This is a genomic window from Limnohabitans sp. MORI2 (assembly GCF_027925025.1).
Classification (GTDB): domain Bacteria; phylum Pseudomonadota; class Gammaproteobacteria; order Burkholderiales; family Burkholderiaceae_C; genus Limnohabitans.
The window spans coordinates 1,669,479-1,689,919 of the sequence record NZ_AP027058.1; the positions used below are offsets into that span (position 1 = coordinate 1,669,479).

A 20,441-nucleotide genomic window follows, 5' to 3' on the forward strand; every position below is an offset into this window, starting at 1 on the left:
GATGAATCTCGTGTGTGCGTGAAGTTATTGGAACTGGCTCAAGAAGCGAATGTCGCCATCGAAGAACAAGCGCAAGTCGTTCACGCCGTAACGCAGCATGGTGAAACGATCCATACCCATGCCAAAGGCAAAGCCGATGAAACGCTCAGGGTCGAGGCCCATATTGCGCACCACGTTCGGATGCACTTGGCCTGAGCCCCCCACTTCGAGCCAACGGCCTGCCAAAGCGCCGCTTTGGAATTGGATGTCAATCTCAGCGCTGGGCTCTGTGAATGGGAAGAAGCTGGGACGGAAGCGCAGCACCAAGTCATCGCTTTCGAAGAAGGTGCGACAGAAATCGGTGATGACCACTTTGAGATCTTTGAAGCTCACGTTCTCGCCAATCCACAAGCCTTCGCACTGGTGGAACATGGGCGAGTGCGTGGCATCGCTGTCCACACGGTAGGTGCGACCTGGTGCGATGACGCGAATTTCGGGCATGCCTTGACCGGCATCCAAACGCGCTTGGTAGCGCTTGACATGCTGCACAGCGTGGCGCACTTGCATGGGGCTGGTGTGCGTGCGCAGCAAGTTAGGAGCCTCGGGGCTGCCACCTTCCACATAGAAGGTGTCGTGCATAGAACGTGCTGGGTGATCTTCAGGCGTGTTGAGCGCAGTGAAGTTGAACCAGTCGGTTTCAATCTCTGGGCCTTGGGCCACTTCAAACCCCATCGAACCAAAAATGGCTTCAACGCGTTCAAGCGTGATCGTGACAGGGTGCAAACCGCCAGCCATACGGGCACGACCGGGCAAGGTCACATCGAGGGCTTCGGCTTTGAGTTGGGTCTCGAGTTCGGCATCGGCCAAGGCTTGGCGACGGGCCGTGAGTGCTGCTTCAATCGCTTGCTTGGCCACGTTGATGGCGGCACCGGTCGATTTCTTTTCTTCGACGCTCAATGCAGCCATGCCTTTCATCATCTCGGTGATGCGGCCTGACTTTCCCAAGAACTGGGCTTTGGCGTTTTCAAGATCAGCCGGTGTGGTGCTTTGTGCAAACAGGGCCTGGGCACTGGCGACCAGAGAATCCAACTCGTTCATAACTTTGATGATTCCAATTTTCCCCTCATCATGAAAGTTATTTCATTGAAAAATTTGGGGAGCGAAGAAAACAAAAAAGGGATTGAAGCTGTGTAGCCCCAACCCCTTTACTCGTGGGTGGTTAACCCTTGACTATCAAGCAGCCAATTTGGCTTTGACTTGATTCACGATGCTGGTGAAAGCAGCCATGTCGTGAACGGCCAAGTCGGCCAACATCTTGCGGTCGATTTCGATCGCTGCCTTTTTCAGGCCGTTGGCGAATTGGCTATATGTCAGACCGCATTGACGTGCGGCAGCATTGATACGAGCGATCCACAGCTGACGGAACACGCGCTTTTTAGTGCGGCGATCGCGGTAAGCATATTGACCGGCCTTCATCACCGCTTGTTTAGCGATGCGGAAGACGTTACCGCGGCGGCCGCGGAAACCTTTGGCTAAAGCCAGAACTTTTTTGTGACGGGCACGGGCCGTAACACCACGTTTGACGCGAGGCATAGTTTTTCTCCTTGTTCGTCAGTTAATTACAGGCCGCACTTGGGCAGCATTTGCGCCATGTGACCCATGTTGGTCTCATGCACATTCACTGCACCACGCAAGTGACGCTTGTTCTTGGTCGTCTTCTTGGTCAAGATGTGACGCTTGAAGGCTTGACCGCGTTTCACGGTACCGCCTGGACGAACGCGGAAGCGCTTTTTAGCGCTGCTTTTGGTCTTCATTTTGGGCATTTAGATGCTCCTTTATTTGTGCTCGTGAGGCGCCTGCACACCGATGTGCAGTCTTGTTAGCCCCGAGACACTAATTTGCGTCGCCTTTTATGCAGAGGCTGCCGGAGCAGCTTCTGCAGCGGGTTTGGCGGCGCCACCCGATTTCTTCTTACCAGGCGCGACCATCATGATCATTTGACGCCCTTCGAGTTTGGGGAACTGTTCGACCACGATCAGATCCGCCAACTCATCACGGATGCGCTGCAACAGCGCCATACCGATTTCTTGATGCGTGATCTCGCGGCCACGAAAGCGCAGCGTGATCTTGCATTTATCGCCATCATCCAAGAAGCGCTTGATGTTGCGCATCTTGATGTTGTAGTCACCATCATCGGTACCGGGGCGGAACTTGATTTCCTTGACCTCGATGACCTTTTGCTTCGCTTTCGCTTCCGCAGCCTTCTTTTGCTCTTGGTACTTGAACTTACCGTAATCCATCAAACGGCACACCGGCGGCACAGCCGTGGCAGCAATTTCAACCAAGTCAACATCTAACTCACCGGCCATGCGCAAGGCATCAGCCAAGCTCACGATACCGAGGGGTTCGTTGTCAGGACCTGAAAGGCGGACTTCCGGGGCCATGATTTCCCGGTTAAGGCGGTGTTTGCGTTCCTCGCGCTGACGGCGATCGCGAAATTCTGTAGCGATGGTGACTATCCTTAAAAATCAAAAACAAACCGACACACGTGTGCCACGCACAACTCTTGGCAATTTCTCAATGAAATCAGCTTTTGAGGGAGATGTCAGAAACGATCTTTTCACAGAAGGCTTCGAGGGACATCACACCGAGGTCTTGGTTGCCTCGGGCGCGCACTGCGACGGCGCCAGCTTCCTTCTCTTTGTCGCCTACGACCAAGATGTAGGGAAGCTTTTGCATTGAATGCTCGCGTATTTTATACGTGATTTTCTCGTTTCGGAGGTCTAATTCGACCCTAACCCCTTGATTTCGCAGCGTTTTTGCAACTTCTTTGCAATATTCGACCTGCGAATCGGTGATATTGAGCACCGAAACTTGAATTGGAGCGAGCCAAGTGGGCAAGGCGCCCGCGTGTTGCTCCACCAAAATTCCGATGAAACGCTCCAAGCTACCCACGATGGCGCGGTGCAACATGATGGGGCGATGGCGTGAGCCGTCTTCGCCCACAAATTCAGCATCCAAGCGCTCTGGCAGGTTGGGATCGACCTGAATCGTGCCGCATTGCCACTCGCGGCCAATCGCGTCTTTCAGGGTGTATTCGATCTTGGGTCCATAGAAAGCACCCTCACCTGGCAAATACGAAAACTCGCAGCCTGACGTACGCAGGCCTTCGGCCAAGGCATTTTCCGCACGATCCCAACTTTCCTCTGTGCCAATGCGTTTCTCTGGGCGGGTTGAGAGCTTGTAAATGATGTCGGTGAAACCAAAGTCCTTGTAAACCTTTTGCAGCAAAGTGGTGAACGCCACCACTTCGGCTTGAATTTGATCTTCTGTACAAAAGATGTGTCCATCGTCTTGTGTGAATGCACGCACACGCATGATGCCGTGCAAACCGCCGCTGGGTTCGTTGCGGTGACATTGGCCAAACTCACCAAAGCGCAATGGCAAATCGCGGTAGCTCTTGATACCTTGCTTGAAGATGATGATGTGGCCAGGGCAGTTCATCGGCTTCAACGCGTAGTCGCGCTTTTCCGATTCGGTGACAAACATGTTTTCGCGGTATTTGTCCCAGTGACCGGTTTTCTCCCACAAGCTCTGATCCAGGATCTGTGGACCCTTCACCTCTAGGTAACCGTTGTCACGATAGACACGGCGCATGTATTGCTCCACCTCTTGCCACACGGTCCAACCTTTGGGATGCCAAAACACGGTGCCAGGTGAATGCTCGTCAATGTGGAACAGGTCAAGCTCACGGCCCAGTTTGCGATGGTCACGTTTCTCGGCTTCTTCCAAACGTGTGAGGTATTGCTGCAAATCGTCTTTGCTGGCCCAGGCGGTACCGTAAATGCGTTGCAGCATTTCGTTTTTGCTGTCGCCGCGCCAATAGGCACCTGCCACTTTCATCAGCTTGAAATGCTTGAGCTTGCCAGTACTGGGCACGTGTGGACCACGGCACAAGTCTTCGAAGCTGCCCTCGCGGTACAAGCTCACATCTTCGTTGCTAGGAATGCTGCCAATGATCTCGGCCTTGTAATGCTCGCCCAAACCTTTGAAATAGGCCACAGCTTCATCACGCGGCAACACGCGACGCACCACAGGTTCGTCTTTGTTGGCCAACTCAGCCATGCGCTTTTCAATCGCCACCAAGTCTTCTGGTGTGAAAGGTCGGCTGTAGGAGAAGTCGTAATAAAAGCCGTTGTCGATCACGGGGCCAATCGTGACTTGCGCCTCTGGGAACAAATCCTTAACCGCGTATGCCAGCAAGTGGGCGGTGGAGTGACGAATCACCTCCAAGCCTTCGGCGTCTTTGGCCGTGATGATGGCCAAGCTCGCATTGGCATTCATCGTGTAGCTGGTGTCCACCACCTTGCCATCGACCTTGCCTGCCAAAGCAGCCTTGGCCAAACCTGCGCCAATAGAGGCTGCCACTTCGGCCACTGTCACAGGGCCTGGAAAGTCACGTTGCGAACCGTCGGGAAGAGTAATCTGAACCATGTGTCTTCAATGAAAAAGCGCGGCAACGGCCGCGCTTGTGAAATATGCTGAAACGCTGAAGCGCAATTTTACGCTCCCCCTCAATGCGCATTTAAAGCATGGCGAATGGCAAGTACGAGATGCAGTGATTCTGCGGTTCTTCGAAAGTTTTTCTGCGGAGCAAAGCATAACTCTTGCATTTTTTGCGCATAACTCTCAGAAAACCAACTTAGAACCATGCTTCATACGCCAATTGGCGTATATACGTGAAAACCCTGAAAAAATAGAATTTAGCGATTACAAATCAATTTAGACGATTTTTGCTTATTCGCCAATATGAACACCAGTTGTTACAAAGTCATCTTTTCTAAACGCCTAGGTACTTTAGTCGCTGTTGGTGAACATACCACTGCCTGCGGTAAAGCAGCGAGTGGACAAGCACATCGAGGTGTGGCCCATGGCATGTCATTCGTATTTGGCAACACCGATGGATTTGTTGGCATCTTACGGTTGAGTTTTGCATCGATTGCCTTAGCCTGCTTATCACTCGGCTCCTCGCAAGCTCAATCTAGCTTGCCGACCCTCTCAGCGAGCGCCCTCCCCCAAGGGGCCACTGTTAGCAAGGGCATCGCTTCTATCAGTACCAGCGGTGCCCAGATGGCAATCACACAATCCAGCGACAAAGCCAGCGTCAATTGGCAAAGTTTTAACGTGGGTACAAGTGCGTCAGTCAACATTGCACAACCCAGTTCAACGGCTGTATTGCTGAACCGCGTGGTGGGAAACGACCCTACCCAAATTTTGGGAAAGCTGTCAGCTAACGGACAAGTCATTTTGCTCAACCCCAATGGCATCTTGTTCGGCAAGAACGGCTCCGTCACAGCCAGCGCATTTACTGCCAGCACCTTTGGGCTATCGACAATACACAGAGCAGCATCACAGCAGCACCATCAGGCGCGCCTGCTGTTCCGCCAATTGCCTCAACTTCCAAGCCTTTCTATACAGCAGATGACTTTAAATTTCGCTTAAAACTTGGTAATCAAGAAGCGTCTAGCTTAAGCCCTGATGGATTGGCAGCTTGCCTGTCAGAGAGCACCACTGATTGCGTGTGCAAGTCTGAAGGTGGCGACGGCAATGAAAGTAGCGTGAGTTGCAGTAGCAACAGCAAATCAGTCAAAAGCAATTCGTTGATTCATTCAGACGGATAAATCCAATTACACAATTGGAAGCTTTCACCCAACACCCCAAAAAGATGAAACCACACCCATCTAAATTACTCTCTCGCAAACTACCAATCATCGCCAGTGCATGCATTTACGGACTAGCGCTGCAACATGTCAACGCCCAAACTTCACTCGGTGCCACAGACGTGCTTCGTAATATTGAGCAAAGCACACAAGAGCTCTCACGTGGGCGTTATCAACCCGCACCGAAAAAAGCATCCACAAGTGAAACGGAAAAGAGCATTGCACGATTGAATGAGATTCGCGTGCAAAGTCCTTTGTTTCAAAAAGAGTTAATGGGCTATTTGCTCACGGAAATCAACAAGCCAGTTTCCGCACAAAAACTCACTGAATTCAAAACTTTTGCATGGGAACTCTTTCAAAGCAAGGGGTATCTCGCCTATATCACCACGCATACACAAACCGAAGCTAACGGCACAGTGCTCACAGTCAAGGTCTCACTCCCTACACTGAATAAAGTCTCCGTTGTAACTACCGAGAGGAATCTGGGCAAAGAGTACATTCAAGAAGTCACACGCCGCTTCAATGCCATTTACAAAACAGGTATGCCGATTGACATTCAAGGAATTGAAAACCAGTTGAATGCAGCATCGTATGACTTGCCAGTTGACTTGGAAGTCAGCCTGAAACAAATCAACGACAACGGCGTGGATGTAGAAATCCACTTACGTCTTTTAGAAGCGCAATTTGGAAAAATACTAGGCGGAGTTGTTCAAGCCAACAACTATGGACTCTCACAATTCGGACGCGATCAGTTACTCGGCAACCTCAGAGTTGCTGGCTTCAGTCCATCTTCGGAACTGACCCTCACAACCCAACAATCCACAGGTGTCGGCTATTACCGTGCAGATTACGAAGCCCCTCTCGTTGGCACACAAAGTCGGTTACGAACATTCGCTGGCCATGTCAAATCTTCCAACGCAAACACTGAGGGTTTTTCGAACGAAGCGGGGATCGGTCTGACCTCACTGATTCATACTGATCGCAACGGACGTTGGCTTGCGAGCAGTGAAGTATCACGCAGAGAGACAAAAAATCTAAGCTCAGACGTCATCATCTCGGATCGTGTTGACCAACAAATTCGATTAAAAATTCGCGCAGAATCATCGAACAGTTGGGTAGATAGCTTCAATAACGAACTGATGCTCGCCGTAGGTCGTGTCAACTTAGACCGTCTGCATTCAGATCAGACGGATGACGCCGCTGGCCTTCGTGTCGCGGGTGAATACAAAAAACTGGAGCTCACGGGCGCACTCTCACAAGCCCTCGACCGCGACCGAATCTACACAGGCTCTATTCGATGGAAAGCCCAAATAGCAGCTAAAAATCTCGATAGCTACAACCGCATGTCTCTGGGTGGCATCAGTGGCATTCGCGCGTATTCTTCTATCGATGGTGTTGGTGACCAAGGTGTACAAGCATCCTTTGACCTCATTCACCAAATCGTGCCCGATGTTTACGGTGGAGTTTTTTACGATGTCGGCATGATCAAGAACAACCATTCACCATTGATCAACGCAACCGACAAGCAGGCCTATGTGCTCCAGGGGGCAGGTTGGCAAGTCGGTGGAAAGATCCAACAATTTAATTGGGCACTGGCCATGGCGCAGTCGTTTGGAAAAACGCCTGGCGCTGGCGTCTGGACAGCGGCTAATACTCGACCCGGCGACTTCAGAGTAAATTTCTCAGTCACTAGAGCTTTCAATTAAAAAGCCACCCAACGCTCGCGCGTTGAGTGGCCTCAAACCTATTCAAACCAAGAGACAGCCTTCTCAGGCCATCTCTCACTTGAAGTGCTTAGTGGAACTGCTCTTCTTCGGTAGAACCTGTGAGGGCTTTCACAGAAGATGAGCCGCCTTGGATCACAGTGGTCACGTCGTCAAAGTAGCCTGCACCCACTTCTTGTTGGTGTGACACGAAGGTGTAGCCCTTATCGCGTGCGGCGAATTCAGGCTCTTGCACCATGTTGACATAGTGTTTCATGCCTTCGCCGTTAGCGTATGCATTGGCGAACTGGAAGGTGTTGTACCAGTTGATGTGGATACCAGCCAAGGTGATGAACTGGTACTTGTAGCCCAATGCGGACAGGTCTTCTTGGAACGATGCAATTTGCTTGTCGTCCAAGTTTTTCTTCCAGTTGAAAGAAGGTGAGCAGTTGTAAGACAACAGCTTACCTGGGCATGCAGCGTGCACGGCTTGTGCAAACTCACGAGCGAAGCCGATGTCAGGCACGCCTGTTTCGCACCACACCAAGTCAGCGTAAGGCGCGTATGCCACACCACGGCTGATGGCTTGTTCCAAACCGTTTTTGACGCGGTAGAAACCTTCTTGTGTGCGCTCGCCTGTCAAGAATGGTTTGTCATTGGCGTCATGGTCAGAAGTGATCAAGTTAGCAGCCTCGGCATCGGTACGAGCCAACACGATGGTGGATGTGCCCATGACGTCAGCAGCGAAACGTGCAGAGATCAATTTTTCGCAAGCTTCTTGTGTTGGCACCAACACTTTGCCGCCCATGTGACCGCATTTCTTCACAGCAGCCAATTGGTCTTCGAAGTGAACGCCAGCAGCGCCAGCAGAGATCATGTTCTTCATCAATTCGAAAGCGTTCAACACGCCACCGAAACCGGCTTCAGCGTCCGCCACGATAGGCAAGAAGTAGTCGATGAATTCTTTGTCGCCTGGGTTGATGCCACGGCTCCATTGGATTTCGTCAGCGCGCTTGAAGGTGTTGTTGATGCGGCGAACCATCGTAGGCACAGAGTCATACGCATAGAGCGATTGGTCTGGGTACATGGTTTCAGAAGTGTTGCCGTCAGCAGCGACTTGCCAGCCTGACAAGTACACAGCTTCCAAGCCAGCCTTGGCTTGTTGCATCGCTTGACCAGCAGAGATCGCGCCAAACGCGTTGACGTAGCCTTTCTTGGCGCCGCCATTGACTTTTTCCCAGAGCTTTTCTGCACCGCGCTTGGCGAGTGTGTGCTCGATCGGCATGCTGCCGCGCAAACGCACGACGTCAGCTGCAGAGTAACCACGCTTCACGCCTTTCCAGCGTGGGTTGGTCGCCCAGTCTTTTTCGAGGGCTGCGATTTGTTGTTCGCGGCTGAGTTGTTCATTCAGTGATTGAGGCATGGTTCACTCCAGAAAGTTGAAAGGTTGTCGATGTGTCTACTATAAGTCTTATAGAAGACTCAAACAATGTCTTGTGTCTTATAGAAGAATTTATTTTTATTGTTAAAAAACAATGGGTTACAAACTCGATACCGAAATATGAAATACGATTTCTCATATCAAGAAAAAATATTGCAGTGCAGCAAATGCAAATTTCATAATTCAAAATCACTTTTCAGAAAAATTAAAAGCGTGCTAAGCCCCATCCGTTTCGTGCAACTGAAACCACACAGACGCAACGAAAAACGAGCATTTGAAAAAAACAACATTTACCTATGAAAAAAGTCGTTTTTCACTTGGAAAGAACGATGTTCTCAATTAGCATGCGGATTGCTCTAGAGCGATATCTCTAAGGGCTTGAAAAAAACACTTCTAGAAGGAAATCAACCATGGCAACTGCAAAGAAAGCTCCAGCTAAAAAAGCAGCAGCAAAAAAAGCTGCTCCCGCAAAAAAAGTCGCTGCGAAAAAACCAACCGCTAAAAAAGTAGCAGCTAAGAAACCAGCGGCTAAAAAGCCCGCTGCGAAAAAACCAGTCGCTAAAAAAGTAGCCGCTAAGAAGCCTGCAGCCAAGAAAGTAGCTGCCAAAAAGCCAGCCGCAAAAAAACCAGCTGCCAAGAAAGTGGTTGCCAAAAAAGCCCCAGCTAAAAAAGTAGCAGCCAAAAAGGCGCCTGCTAAGAAAAAGGCCCCCGCCAAAAAGCGCACGCCTAACGCAGCGTTCATGAAGGCCCTCACACCCAGCGCCGCTTTGGCTGCTGTGATCGGCAACGCCGCAGTGCCACGCACTGAAGTCGTGAGCAAGATGTGGACATACATCAAAAAGCACGGCCTGCAAGACAAAGTCAACAAGCGCAACATCAATGCTGACGACAAGCTCAAGCAAGTGTTTGGCAAGGCCCAAGTCACCATGTTTGAACTGGCTGGCTTAATCGGTAAGCACCTGAAGTAATTCAGTTTCTACCGAAACCAAAAAGGGACCTCACGGTCCCTTTTTTATTGGATGCCTAAATGGCTTATGCGTGTACTGTCCGGCGGCCCACACCAAGCGCTACGACCACACTGAGCATCAACACCAACGCAGCACCTAGCAGCGTGGCACCGTACCAGCCATGGTCCATGAACACACCAAAGATCAGTGGCGAGATGGCAAAGCCTGTGTCCAAACCCGAATACACCATGCCATACACGCGCCCTGTGGCACCCTTGGGTGTGGCTTTTTTGATCATCATGTCACGCGATGGTCCACCGACACCAATGGCCAAGCCTGTGGCCGCCAAGATGACCATGGTGAACTCGGCACTCAACCAACCACTGCCACACAAGGCCATGCAGATGGCACCCGCCGTCATACAGCCCGCGACCACTTTATCGCTGTGACGCGGCCAACGCGAAGCCACAAAACCACCCACAAACATGCCTGCGGCTGCACACAACATGTAGGCAGTCAACGTGAAAGTGGCAGCCTCAAATGTGACGTGGTGCAGCGCTTGCAAGATAGACACCGCAAAGCTTTGCACCACGGCCAAGGTCATGGTGGAGAGCAAGAAGAATCCAAAGCACCACCACACCACTGGGATTTTCAAAAAGGCCATGGTGCTGCCTGCTTCAGCGGTTTGCTTATGACTCACCACTTCGGCGTGCAAAAAGTCGCGTTGACACATGAGCAAGGCAAAGATGCCCACAAACAACAATGCCGCCCCCATATAAGCCACACGCCAATCAAAAGCCGTGCTCAAACCCACCATGAAGACCGGAGCCAATGCCCAACCAAGGTTGCCTGTAAGGCCATGCGCGCTGAACGCATAACCCAAACGAGGCGCTGACACTTTTTGATTGAGGATAGTGAAGTCGACCGGGTGAAACGAGCAGTTACCCAGCCCAAGCAGCGCAGCACCCAGCATCAAACCTACATAGCTGTTGGCGACTGACACCACCAAACATCCCGCGGCTAACAACAACAAAGCCGCAAACAAAACTGGGCGAGCGCCAAATCGGTCGACCACAAAACCCGCAGAAGCTTGGCCTACTCCCGAGACCACAAAAAAAACTGTCATCAAAAAACCCAGTTCCGAATAACTCAGAGCAAACGTGCTGATGAACACAGGGAACATCAGGGGCAGCAACAGATGCGAAAAGTGTGAACTGGCGTGAGCAATGCCAACCAAACCAATGACAGCGGCGTCATCGCGCCAAGGGCTAGATACGGGAATTGAAGTAGTCATAAAAACGCTGCAGAGAGAATGCAAGCATCCTAACTGCAGCGCTCGTTTGAAACGGTCGACTGGGGGACAAGCCCCCTCACCTATCTGGGGTCAAACCTCGACTTTGGTGAATGCAAATTCACCCGGTGCTCGCACGGGATCGACACTGACCGCAATTGTGTCTTTGGGCAAGAACTTACCCTCCAACAACAACTTAGACAGCGGATTTTCAATGCGCTGCTGAATGGCCCGCTTCAAGGGGCGCGCACCAAAGACTGGATCGAAGCCCACCTTTGCCAATTCGGCCAAAGCGGCTGGCGACACATCCAAGGTCAAGTCCATCTTGGTCAAGCGACTGGCCAAGATCTTGAGCTGGATGGCGGCAATGCGCGCAATGTGTTCGGCATCCAAACCGTGGAACACCACTGTCTCGTCAATGCGGTTCAAAAACTCGGGACGGAAATGTGACTTGAGCTCATCCCACACCGCGTCTTTGATGTCTTGCGCGTCTTGGCCGACCATGCTTTGGATGATGGGCGAGCCGATGTTGGATGTCATCACGATCACCGTGTTTTTGAAGTCCACGGTGCGGCCTTGGCCATCGGTCAGGCGGCCATCGTCCAACACTTGCAACAAGATGTTGAACACATCGGGGTGCGCCTTCTCTACCTCATCGAGCAGCAACACGCTGTAGGGATTGCGACGCACGGCCTCGGTCAAGTAACCGCCCTCGTCATAGCCCACATAGCCGGGAGGCGCGCCCACCAAACGGCTGACCGAATGCTTCTCCATGAACTCGCTCATGTCGATGCGAATCATGTGATCTTCGCTGTCAAACAAGAAACCTGCCAGCGCTTTGCACAACTCGGTCTTACCCACGCCGGTTGGGCCTAAGAACAAGAACGAACCGGTGGGTCGATTGGGGTCGCCCAAGCCTGCGCGTGAACGGCGAATGGCGTTGGCCACCGCCACGATGGCTTCGTCTTGACCCACCACACGCTCGTGCAATTTATCTTCCATCTGCAAGAGCTTGTCGCGCTCGCCTTGCATGAGTTTGGACACCGGAATGCCCGTGGCACGTGCCACGACTTCGGCAATTTCTTCGGCGCCTACTTGTGTGCGCAGTAAACGGTGACCGCCCTCACTGGCCTTGCCGCTCTCGCGGGCGTTGGCTTCTTTCAAACGCTTTTCAAGCTCGGGCAATTTGCCATATTGCAGCTCGGCCACTTTGTTGAAATCGCCCTTACGGGTCAGCTCTTCAATCTGATGACGCAAGCGGTCAATCTCTTCTTTGATCTGGGCACTACCTTGTGCGGTGGATTTTTCAGCTTTCCAAATTTCCTCCAAGTCAGCGTACTCTTTGCTCACTTGGGTGATGTCTTCTTCGAGCAACTCCAAACGTTTTTGCGAGGCTTCGTCTTTTTCTTTGCGCACCGCTTCGCGTTCAATTTTCAGTTGAATCAAGCGACGGTCCAACTTGTCCATCACCTCGGGCTTGGAGTCGATTTCAATCTTGATCTTGGCCGCCGCCTCGTCAATCAAATCAATCGCCTTATCGGGCAAGAAACGGTCGGTGATGTAGCGATGGCTCAGCTCGGCCGCCGCCACGATGGCAGGATCGGTGATCTCCACACCGTGGTGCACTTCGTACTTTTCTTGCAGGCCGCGCAAGATGGCAATGGTGGCCTCCACCGAAGGTTCACCCACAATGATTTTTTGGAAACGACGCTCTAGCGCCGCATCTTTCTCGATGTACTTGCGGTATTCATCCAACGTGGTGGCACCCACGCAGTGCAGCTCGCCACGCGCCAAAGCGGGCTTGAGCATATTGCCCGCGTCCATCGCACCATCGGCTTTGCCTGCACCCACCATGGTGTGCAACTCGTCAATAAACACAATGGTTTGGCCTTCGTCTTTTGCGAGTTCGTTCAACACGCTTTTCAAGCGCTCTTCAAACTCGCCACGATATTTCGCACCGGCCAACAAAGCGGCCATGTCGAGTGACAACACGCGTTTGCCTTTGAGCGAATCAGGCACCTCTCCTGCCACGATACGCTGAGCCAAGCCTTCCACAATGGCAGTCTTGCCAACGCCTGGTTCGCCGATGAGCACAGGGTTGTTTTTGCTGCGACGTTGCAACACCTGAATGGCGCGGCGAATTTCATCGTCACGGCCAATCACGGGGTCAAGCTTGCCAAGACGCGCACGCTCGGTCAGATCAAGACAATATTTCTTGAGCGACTCGCGCTGGCCTTCGCTCTCCGCGTTGTCCACTTTTTGGCCGCCACGCACCGCCATCACCGCTGCCTCTAAAGACTTGCGGTTCAAACCGTTTTGCATGGTGAGCTTGCCCCAGTTGCCTTTGTTGTCGCACATGGCGAGCAAAAACAACTCACTGGCTACAAATTGGTCGCCTCGCTTAATGGCTTCTTTTTCTGCGGCTTGAATCAAGGACACGGTATCGCGTCCCACTTGCACCTGCTCTTGGCCTTCGACCTTGGGCAAGCGGTTCATCGCGTCTTCAGCAGATGACAACAAGCCCGACACATTGGCCCCTGCGCGCTGCAGCAGCGACTTAGGACCATCGTTTTGGCGCAGCATGGCCACCAAGACATGAGAAGGCTCGATATAGGCGTGATCGCCCCCTAGCGCCAGCGTTTGGGCGTCGCTAAGGGCTTCTTGAAACTTGGTGGTGAGTTTGTCAATACGCATGGAAACTCCGAGGAATTTGTTGAATTGGTCAGTACTTGAGGCAGCCGCTGGCTATTTCAAGGGGTAACACGCCGCCAAGCCTTGATATGGGTCAAGTTCTAAACCAACAAGAGCCCATCGCACGCAGACATTCAGCCAGCAGCAACGCCCTTGGTAGCGCCCTCAGATGGCCCCGCTGTTGCTGGCTTCAATGCCCCAACGGGCCAGAGCTTGGTCGTCACTCACACGAGCATCGACCCAGCGTGCGCCTTCGGGCGTGACTTCTTTTTTCCAGAAAGGCGCTTGAGTCTTGAGGTAGTCCATCAAAAACTCACAGGCCTTGAAGCTCTCGCCACGATGCGCAGAGGTCACTGCGACGAAAACGATTTGGTCTTGTGGATGCAACAAGCCCACACGATGAATCACACGCGCGGCATAAATGTCAAAACGCTGGCGGGCCTCATCCATCATGGCTGAGATGGATTTTTCGGTCATACCGGGGTAGTGTTCCAGCTCCATGCTGGCAACTGAGCTGCCATCGTTGCGCTCGCGCACCGTACCCAAAAATGAGCACACTGCGCCAACACGCGCATCACCCGCACGCAAAGAGGCCAACTCTTGGCTCACATCAAAGTCTTGGGTTTGAATGCTGACGGTGAACGACATAACGGCCCTTTGGGTTTAACCGCCAGTGACGGGGGGGAAAAATGCCACTTCGCAACCCTCACTCAAGGCTGCGGATTCATCGCATAACTCTTGATTCAAGGCCATGCGAACGGCGCGTCCGTGGGCCAGCACGTCGGCGTATGCGCCGCCACGGGCGATCAATTCTTCTCGCAAAGCACTGAGCGTAGCAGCGTGCGTGCTCACGCTTTCGCTGCCTTCCCCGATGGCTTCGCGAATGGACGCAAAGTATTTGAGATTCACGTTGTAGGTCACGCTCATGCCAGCCACTCCGCAAAGGAAATAAAGCGAACGGTATCGCCTTTTGAAATCGTTTGCCCAGCAGGGTTATCCACCACGCCATCGCCCCACACGGCTGAGGTGAGCACACCTGAGCTTTGGTTTGGGAACAAATCTAAGCCACCTTCTGCATTGCGCTTGACACGCAAGAACTCGCGACGCTTGTCAGCGCGGGGCCAATCAAAGTGAGCCACCATTTCTGTGCGTGCAATGTCAGTGTGTGTGACACCTTGCAAAGCCAACACAAACGGACGCACCAACAACAAGAAAGTCACAAAGCTTGATACAGGGTTGCCAGGCAAGCCCATGAAGTGACATACATCACTGGCAGTTTCACGATTCACCTTGCCGTACGCAAAAGGTTTTCCGGGCTTAATGGCCAGCTGCCACAGGTTCAACTCGCCCAGGCTTTGCACAGCGGGCTTGATGTGGTCTTCTTCGCCCACCGACACGCCGCCACTGGTGAGAATCAAATCATGGTGCTGGGCCGCATCGCGCAGTGCAGCAATGGTGGCTTCGCGTTTGTCGGGAACGATGCCAAGGTCTGTCACCTCGCATCCCAAGCGCAGCAACATGGCGCGCAAAAAGAAACGGTTGGAGTTGTAAATGGCGCCAGCGGGCATGGCCTCGGGGGCAACCTCGCCGGGCATGACCAATTCATCGCCCGTAGAAAACAAAGCCACGCGTGGACGCGTAGACACTTGCACCTGAGCCAAGCCAATGCTGGCAGCAAGACCCAGCTCAGCAGGCGTCAAGCGAGTGCCTTTGTTCAATACCGTAGCGCCGCGCGTCACGTCTTCGCCGGAGCGGCGAATCCACTGTCCTGCAGGCACCGCCTTGTTGACCTTGACCTGTTCGCCCTCTAAGGCTTCGCAGTCTTCTTGCATCACCACAGCATCCGCACCCGGTGGAATAGGGGCACCAGTAAAGATACGGGCAGCCTCGCCTGCATGGATCTGTGCGCCGTGTGTGCCAGCAGGAATGCGCTGGGTCACTCGCAACACTGAACCTGCTTGTGTGCAATCAGAAGCACGCACAGCGTAACCATCCATCGAACTGTTGTCCTGTGGCGGCACTTGCAATGCCGCAATCACATCTTGCGCCAGCACTCGGCCATCGGCGTCAAAGGTGGACACCACCTGCGAATGGGGCAAGGCATGAGCCTGTTCTAACAACTGAGGCAAAGCCTCATCCAAAGAAAGCAATGCAGGACGCGTCATAACATCGGTGGGGTGTATTCAAAACGCGACTGATTGGCGATGAGCCAATCAGTGATGGCGTAGGGATCATTCAAATCAAGCACAGGACGTTGCGTGATTTCAGGCAAATCATTGGGCGAATCCGTGGCAATCGCCACCACAAAATCATCCTCTGGGTATCGTACCGGTTGCGCAGACGCATGACGCCAAACTTCAACCTTGAGCAAATCGCTTCGCTTAAAGCCTTCCACCAACACCCAATCCACGCCCTCGTAAACCTCGGCCAACAGGTGGTGCACTGAGAGCTGTGCAGGCTGCTCAAACTGGCGCTGCAACACCATACGTTGATTGGACGCCACCAGCACCTCAAACGCCCCCGCCTCGCGGTGGCGCCAGCTGTCTTTGCCGGGCTTGTCGATGTCAAAGTTGTGGTGTGCATGCTTGACCACAGACACGCGCAAACCTTTCATGCGCATGCAGCCAATCAGCTGCTCCACCAAAGTGGTTTTTCCTGAGCCGGAATATCCAGCAAAGGCGACGACCTTCATGCGTGGTCGCAATGCTTCGCGATGTAAGCCTTGATTTGCGCCACATCGGCTTTCATCACATGCACGCGCTTAGGCAAGGCTTCAATGCCGTTGAACTTGGCAGGGCGTGTGGGCTCTTGGCCCAATGCCTCTTCAATCGTGGCGGCAAATTTGATGGGCAATGCGGTTTCCAACACGATCATGGGCACACCAGCTTTGACATGCTCACGCGCCACTTTCACGCCGTCAGCGGTGTGGGTGTCGATCATCTGGCCAAAGCGTTTGTGCACGTCTTGGATGGTGGCCAAACGGTTGGCGTGTGTGCTCTTGCCGCTGGCAAAACCGTAACGTGTGGCGGCTTCGACGAAGTGTGGGTTGCAGCTCAAATCGAACTTGCCGTGTTGCGACAGCTGCGCGCCAAACAAGTCCTTGGTCAAGGCAGCATCACGACCGAGCAGATCGAACACAAAGCGCTCGAAGTTGCTGGCCTTGGAAATGTCCATCGAGGGGCTTGAAGTTTCAAATGTGTCGACGCTGCCACGCACGCGGTACACGCCGGTGCGGAAGAACTCATCCAACACATCGTTCTCGTTGGTGGCTGCCACCAAGGTGTCCACAGGCAAGCCCATCATGCGGGCCACATGGCCGGCGCACACGTTGCCAAAGTTGCCGCTGGGCACAGTGAAGCTCACCTTTTGGCTGTTGGCCGTGGTCGCTTGGAAGTAGCCTGCGAAGTAGTACACCACCTGCGCCAACAAACGCGCCCAGTTGATGGAGTTGACCGTGCCAATTTTGTATTTGGTTTTGAAGTCCAAATCATTGGACACGGCTTTGACCAAATCTTGGCAATCGTCAAACACGCCTTCGATGGCGATGTTGTGAATGTTCTCGTCCATCAAGCTGAACATTTGCGCTTGCTGGAAGGGGCTCATGCGGCCGTGTGGGCTGGTCATGAACACGCGCACACCTTTTTTGCCGCGCATGGCGTACTCGGCCGCGCTGCCGGTGTCGCCACTGGTGGCACCAAAAATGTTCAGTTCTTCACCACGGCGCGCCAACTCGTACTCAAACAAGTTGCCCAGCAGTTGCATGGCCATGTCTTTGAACGCAAGCGTGGGGCCATTGGACAAGGCCTCCACATACAAGCCCTCTTCCAAGGGGCGCACGGGCACGATGGCCGCTGTGCCAAACACATCTTGCGTGTAGGTCTTGGCGCACAAGGCTTTCAGGTCAGCGGCAGGAATGTCGTCGATGTAAAGCGACAGCACTTCAAACGCCAACGCGGCATAGCCCTGGGCGTTGAACGTGGTGCGCAAACGTGTGAGCGCAACGTCATCCACTTGGGGGTAGTGCTCGGGCAAATACAAGCCGCCATCAGGGGCCAAGCCTTCTAACAAGATTTCACAAAAACGCTTGCGCTCGGCATGGCCGCGCGTGGACAAATACAACATCAGTTCAACTCTTCTTTGCGGATGCGGGTGATGGGGGCCAACACAGTGTTGAGCTGCTGCATTTGTGCCATGGCTTGGTTCATGTTCGCTTCCACGCAATCGTGGGTCAGGATGATGAGGTCGGTTTGGTTTTCGCCCTCACCGGCTTCACGCTGCAACACCGCATCGATGCTGATGTTGGCGTTGGCCAAAATACCAGTGACCTTGGCCAACACGCCCGCCTCGTCGGCCACGCGCAAGCGCAGGTAGTAGCTGGTCACCACTTTGTCCATCGACAAAATGGGCAAGCTGCTCATCGCATCGGGCTGGAATGCCAAATGCGGCACACGGTTCAACGGGTCGGCGGTGTGCAAACGGGTGATGTCCACCAAGTCGGCAATCACCGCACTGGCGGTGGGTTCGCTGCCCGCGCCTTTGCCGTAGTACAGCGTGGTGCCCACGGCATCGGCTTGCACCATCACCGCGTTCATCGCGCCTTCGACGTTGGCGATCAAACGCTTGGCAGGCACCAAGCATGGGTGCACGCGCAACTCAATGCCCGCCTCGGTGCGCTTGGAAATACCCAAGAGCTTGATGCGGTAGCCCAATTGCTCGGCGTATTTGATGTCTTGCGATTCGAGCTTGGTGATGCCTTCGACATGCGCTTTGTCAAACTGCACAGGCACGCCAAACGCGATGGCCGACATGATGGTGGCCTTGTGCGCGGCGTCCACACCTTCGATGTCGAAAGTGGGGTCAGCTTCGGCATAGCCGAGCTCTTGCGCTTGCTTGAGCACATCGGCAAAGGCCAAACCTTTGTCACGCATCTCGGACAAGATGAAGTTGGTTGTGCCGTTGATGATGCCGGCCAGCCATTGAATACGGTTGGCGGTGAGGCCCTCACGCAAAGCTTTGATGATCGGAATACCACCGGCCACTGCGGCTTCAAACGCCACCATCACGCCCTTTTTGTGAGCGGCAGCAAAAATTTCAGTGCCGTGCACAGCGAGCAATGCCTTGTTGGCCGTCACCACATGCTTGCCCGCTTCGATGGCTTCGAGCACGAGTTGCTTGGCAATGCCGTAGCCACCAATCAACTCGACCACGATGTCAATCTCGGGGTTGGCGATGACTTTGCGTGCATCGTCCACCACTTGAACGTTTGCACCCACAATGCTTTTGGCACGTGCCACATCGAGGTCTGCCACCATGGCCACTTCAATGCCACGACCTGCACGGCGTGTGATTTCTTCTTGGTTGCGTTTGAGCACTTCAAAAGTGCCGCTGCCAACAGTGCCGATGCCTAAGAGGCCAACTTGGATAGGTTTCATTTCGATGTCTTATTGCGATAGTTTTCGAGGAATTTGGCGATGCGTGAGATGGCCTCACGCAAGTCGTCTTCATGGGGCAAGAACACGATGCGGAAGTGATCCGTGGTCTTCCAGTTAAAACCCGTGCCCTGCACCAACATGACCTTGGTTTCTTGGAGGAGCTCCAAGAAAAACTGTTGGTCGTCTTTGATCGGGTACACCTTGGGGTCCAAGCGCGGGAACATGTAGAGCGCAGCTTGCGGCTTCACACACGTCACACCAGGAATGGCTGTGATGAGCTCATAGGCCAAGTCGCGCTGCTTGCGCAAACGACCGCCCTCGCCTACCAAATCGTTGATGCTTTGGTAGCCGCCCAAGGCGGTTTGGATCGCCCACTGGCCTGGCACGTTGGCGCACAAGCGCATGTTCGAGAGCATGTTGAGGCCCTCGATGTAATCAGCCGCCGGCTTCTTGTCACCCGACACCACCAACCAACCTGCGCGATAACCGCATGAGCGATAGCTCTTGGACAAGGAGTTGAAGGTGAGCGTCAACACGTCTTCGCTCAAGCTGGCAATGGGCGTGTGTTTGACACCGTCGTACAAGACCTTGTCGTACACCTCGTCCGCAAAGATGATCAAGCCATGCTTGCGTGCGAGCTCGACGATTTGCAGCAGCAGTTCATCTGAGTACAAAGCACCGGTGGGGTTGTTGGGGTTGATGACCACAATGCCCTTGGTGTTCTTGGTGATCTTCGAACGAATATCGTCGATGTTGGGCATCCAACCGTTGTCTTCGTCACACACATAGTGCACAGGTGTACCGCCAGACAAGCTTACCGCAGCAGTCCAAAGCGGATAGTCAGGCGCAGGCAAGAGCAACTCGTCGCCGTTGTTGAGTAAGCCGTTGGTGGCCATGACGATCAGCTCGCTCGCGCCGTTGCCAAGGTAGATGTCATCGAGCGTGACGCCTTTGATGCCTTGCTTTTGCGTCTCGTGCATCACCGCTTTGCGGGCGCCAAAAATGCCTTTGCTGTCCGAGTAACCCGCCGAGGTGGGCAGGTTGCGGATCATGTCCTGTTGGATTTCTTCAGGCGCATCAAAGCCAAACACGGCCAAGTTGCCGATGTTGAGTTTGATGATCTTGTGGCCCTCCTCCTCCATTTGACGCGCTCGGTCCATGATGGGACCGCGAATGTCATAACAGACGTTGGACAGCTTGTTGGATTTTTGGATCTTCTTCAAAGTCCCTCCGAGGG

18 protein-coding genes are annotated in these 20,441 nt (G+C 53.4%); 3 read left to right on the forward strand and 15 right to left on the reverse strand.

The genetic code is table 11. From position 1 onward, the window contains the following. Positions 1 to 24: 24 nt before the first annotated feature. The 5 genes from pheS to thrS all read right to left on the reverse strand — a co-directional run bounded on the left by pheS (position 25) and on the right by thrS (position 4,473). On the reverse strand, positions 25 to 1,077 hold the full coding sequence (gene pheS / locus QMG27_RS07875) for a phenylalanine--tRNA ligase subunit alpha (protein ID WP_281810517.1): 1,053 nt from the start codon (positions 1,075 to 1,077) through the stop codon (positions 25 to 27). Positions 1,078 to 1,212: 135 nt separating this feature from the next. Continuing rightward, entirely contained in the window at positions 1,213 to 1,572 is a 360-nt protein-coding gene (rplT, locus tag QMG27_RS07880; protein WP_108282356.1) for a 50S ribosomal protein L20, read from the reverse strand. A 26-nt stretch (positions 1,573 to 1,598) separates the two neighbouring features. After that, positions 1,599 to 1,802, reverse strand: coding sequence for a 50S ribosomal protein L35 (gene rpmI / locus QMG27_RS07885; RefSeq protein ID WP_108282355.1), 204 nt, complete (start codon positions 1,800 to 1,802; stop codon positions 1,599 to 1,601). An 87-nt stretch (positions 1,803 to 1,889) separates the two neighbouring features. Continuing rightward, positions 1,890 to 2,498 carry a translation initiation factor IF-3 gene (gene infC, locus QMG27_RS07890; RefSeq protein WP_281814570.1) on the reverse strand — a complete coding sequence of 203 codons (609 nt, stop codon included), beginning with the start codon at positions 2,496 to 2,498 and terminating at the stop codon, positions 1,890 to 1,892. 67 nt (positions 2,499 to 2,565) lie between these two features. Further along, entirely contained in the window at positions 2,566 to 4,473 is a 1,908-nt protein-coding gene (thrS, locus tag QMG27_RS07895) for a threonine--tRNA ligase (protein ID WP_281810518.1), read from the reverse strand. Between the two features lie 441 nt (positions 4,474 to 4,914). Between thrS and QMG27_RS07900 the strand changes: the two genes are divergently transcribed. After that, positions 4,915 to 5,481: a filamentous hemagglutinin N-terminal domain-containing protein gene (locus QMG27_RS07900; protein WP_281810519.1), complete on the forward strand. Its 567-nt coding sequence runs from the start codon at positions 4,915 to 4,917 to the stop codon at positions 5,479 to 5,481. Positions 5,482 to 5,674: 193 nt separating this feature from the next. After that, a complete protein-coding gene (locus QMG27_RS07905; protein WP_281810520.1) occupies positions 5,675 to 7,405 on the forward strand; it encodes a ShlB/FhaC/HecB family hemolysin secretion/activation protein in 1,731 nt (576 codons plus the stop codon). A gap of 88 nt (positions 7,406 to 7,493) precedes the next feature. On the opposite strand, the gene aceA is transcribed toward QMG27_RS07905, so the two are convergent. Beyond that, positions 7,494 to 8,825 carry an isocitrate lyase gene (aceA, locus tag QMG27_RS07910; protein ID WP_281810521.1) on the reverse strand — a complete coding sequence of 444 codons (1,332 nt, stop codon included), beginning with the start codon at positions 8,823 to 8,825 and terminating at the stop codon, positions 7,494 to 7,496. A gap of 428 nt (positions 8,826 to 9,253) precedes the next feature. On the opposite strand from aceA, the gene QMG27_RS07915 reads away from it, so the two are divergent. Continuing rightward, on the forward strand, positions 9,254 to 9,811 hold the full coding sequence (locus QMG27_RS07915) for an SWIB/MDM2 domain-containing protein (RefSeq protein WP_281810522.1): 558 nt from the start codon (positions 9,254 to 9,256) through the stop codon (positions 9,809 to 9,811). A gap of 64 nt (positions 9,812 to 9,875) precedes the next feature. Here the strand turns inward: QMG27_RS07915 and QMG27_RS07920 are convergent, their stop codons facing one another. The 9 genes from QMG27_RS07920 to QMG27_RS07960 form a co-directional block, all read right to left on the reverse strand. Further along, on the reverse strand, positions 9,876 to 11,084 hold the full coding sequence (locus tag QMG27_RS07920) for an MFS transporter (protein ID WP_281810523.1): 1,209 nt from the start codon (positions 11,082 to 11,084) through the stop codon (positions 9,876 to 9,878). Between the two features lie 90 nt (positions 11,085 to 11,174). Next, positions 11,175 to 13,775 carry an ATP-dependent chaperone ClpB gene (gene clpB / locus QMG27_RS07925; RefSeq protein WP_281810524.1) on the reverse strand — a complete coding sequence of 867 codons (2,601 nt, stop codon included), beginning with the start codon at positions 13,773 to 13,775 and terminating at the stop codon, positions 11,175 to 11,177. 162 nt (positions 13,776 to 13,937) lie between these two features. Continuing rightward, positions 13,938 to 14,420 (reverse strand): molybdopterin synthase catalytic subunit MoaE, encoded by a 483-nt coding sequence (gene moaE, locus QMG27_RS07930; protein WP_281810525.1) that lies wholly within the window; start codon positions 14,418 to 14,420, stop codon positions 13,938 to 13,940. Between the two features lie 15 nt (positions 14,421 to 14,435). After that, entirely contained in the window at positions 14,436 to 14,699 is a 264-nt protein-coding gene (moaD, locus tag QMG27_RS07935; protein ID WP_281810526.1) for a molybdopterin converting factor subunit 1, read from the reverse strand. Next, positions 14,696 to 15,937, reverse strand: coding sequence for a gephyrin-like molybdotransferase Glp (gene glp / locus QMG27_RS07940; RefSeq protein WP_281810527.1), 1,242 nt, complete (start codon positions 15,935 to 15,937; stop codon positions 14,696 to 14,698). Before glp ends, moaD begins: the two co-directional genes overlap by 4 nt. Continuing rightward, on the reverse strand, positions 15,934 to 16,464 hold the full coding sequence (gene mobB / locus QMG27_RS07945) for a molybdopterin-guanine dinucleotide biosynthesis protein B (RefSeq protein ID WP_281810528.1): 531 nt from the start codon (positions 16,462 to 16,464) through the stop codon (positions 15,934 to 15,936). Before mobB ends, glp begins: the two co-directional genes overlap by 4 nt. Beyond that, entirely contained in the window at positions 16,461 to 17,894 is a 1,434-nt protein-coding gene (thrC, locus tag QMG27_RS07950; protein ID WP_281810529.1) for a threonine synthase, read from the reverse strand. Before thrC ends, mobB begins: the two co-directional genes overlap by 4 nt. Continuing rightward, positions 17,894 to 19,204 (reverse strand): homoserine dehydrogenase, encoded by a 1,311-nt coding sequence (locus tag QMG27_RS07955; RefSeq protein WP_281810530.1) that lies wholly within the window; start codon positions 19,202 to 19,204, stop codon positions 17,894 to 17,896. The genes thrC and QMG27_RS07955 overlap by 1 nt, the downstream gene beginning before the upstream one ends. Beyond that, positions 19,201 to 20,427 (reverse strand): pyridoxal phosphate-dependent aminotransferase, encoded by a 1,227-nt coding sequence (locus QMG27_RS07960; protein WP_281810531.1) that lies wholly within the window; start codon positions 20,425 to 20,427, stop codon positions 19,201 to 19,203. The genes QMG27_RS07955 and QMG27_RS07960 overlap by 4 nt, the downstream gene beginning before the upstream one ends. Positions 20,428 to 20,441: the final 14 nt, after the last annotated feature.

Coding starts and splice junctions, on each gene's coding strand:
- glp (WP_281810527.1), bottom strand. CDS start 15,937: ATGACGCGTCCTGCATTGCTTTCTTTGGATGAGGCTTTGCCTCAGTTG.
- QMG27_RS07900 (WP_281810519.1), top strand. CDS start 4,915: ATGTCATTCGTATTTGGCAACACCGATGGATTTGTTGGCATCTTACGG.
- moaE (WP_281810525.1), bottom strand. CDS start 14,420: ATGTCGTTCACCGTCAGCATTCAAACCCAAGACTTTGATGTGAGCCAA.
- moaD (WP_281810526.1), bottom strand. CDS start 14,699: ATGAGCGTGACCTACAACGTGAATCTCAAATACTTTGCGTCCATTCGC.
- rplT (WP_108282356.1), bottom strand. CDS start 1,572: ATGCCTCGCGTCAAACGTGGTGTTACGGCCCGTGCCCGTCACAAAAAA.
- aceA (WP_281810521.1), bottom strand. CDS start 8,825: ATGCCTCAATCACTGAATGAACAACTCAGCCGCGAACAACAAATCGCA.
- pheS (WP_281810517.1), bottom strand. CDS start 1,077: ATGAACGAGTTGGATTCTCTGGTCGCCAGTGCCCAGGCCCTGTTTGCA.
- QMG27_RS07920 (WP_281810523.1), bottom strand. CDS start 11,084: ATGACTACTTCAATTCCCGTATCTAGCCCTTGGCGCGATGACGCCGCT.
- thrC (WP_281810529.1), bottom strand. CDS start 17,894: ATGTTGTATTTGTCCACGCGCGGCCATGCCGAGCGCAAGCGTTTTTGT.
- mobB (WP_281810528.1), bottom strand. CDS start 16,464: ATGAAGGTCGTCGCCTTTGCTGGATATTCCGGCTCAGGAAAAACCACT.
- thrS (WP_281810518.1), bottom strand. CDS start 4,473: ATGGTTCAGATTACTCTTCCCGACGGTTCGCAACGTGACTTTCCAGGC.
- rpmI (WP_108282355.1), bottom strand. CDS start 1,802: ATGCCCAAAATGAAGACCAAAAGCAGCGCTAAAAAGCGCTTCCGCGTT.
- QMG27_RS07915 (WP_281810522.1), top strand. CDS start 9,254: ATGGCAACTGCAAAGAAAGCTCCAGCTAAAAAAGCAGCAGCAAAAAAA.
- clpB (WP_281810524.1), bottom strand. CDS start 13,775: ATGCGTATTGACAAACTCACCACCAAGTTTCAAGAAGCCCTTAGCGAC.
- QMG27_RS07955 (WP_281810530.1), bottom strand. CDS start 19,204: ATGAAACCTATCCAAGTTGGCCTCTTAGGCATCGGCACTGTTGGCAGC.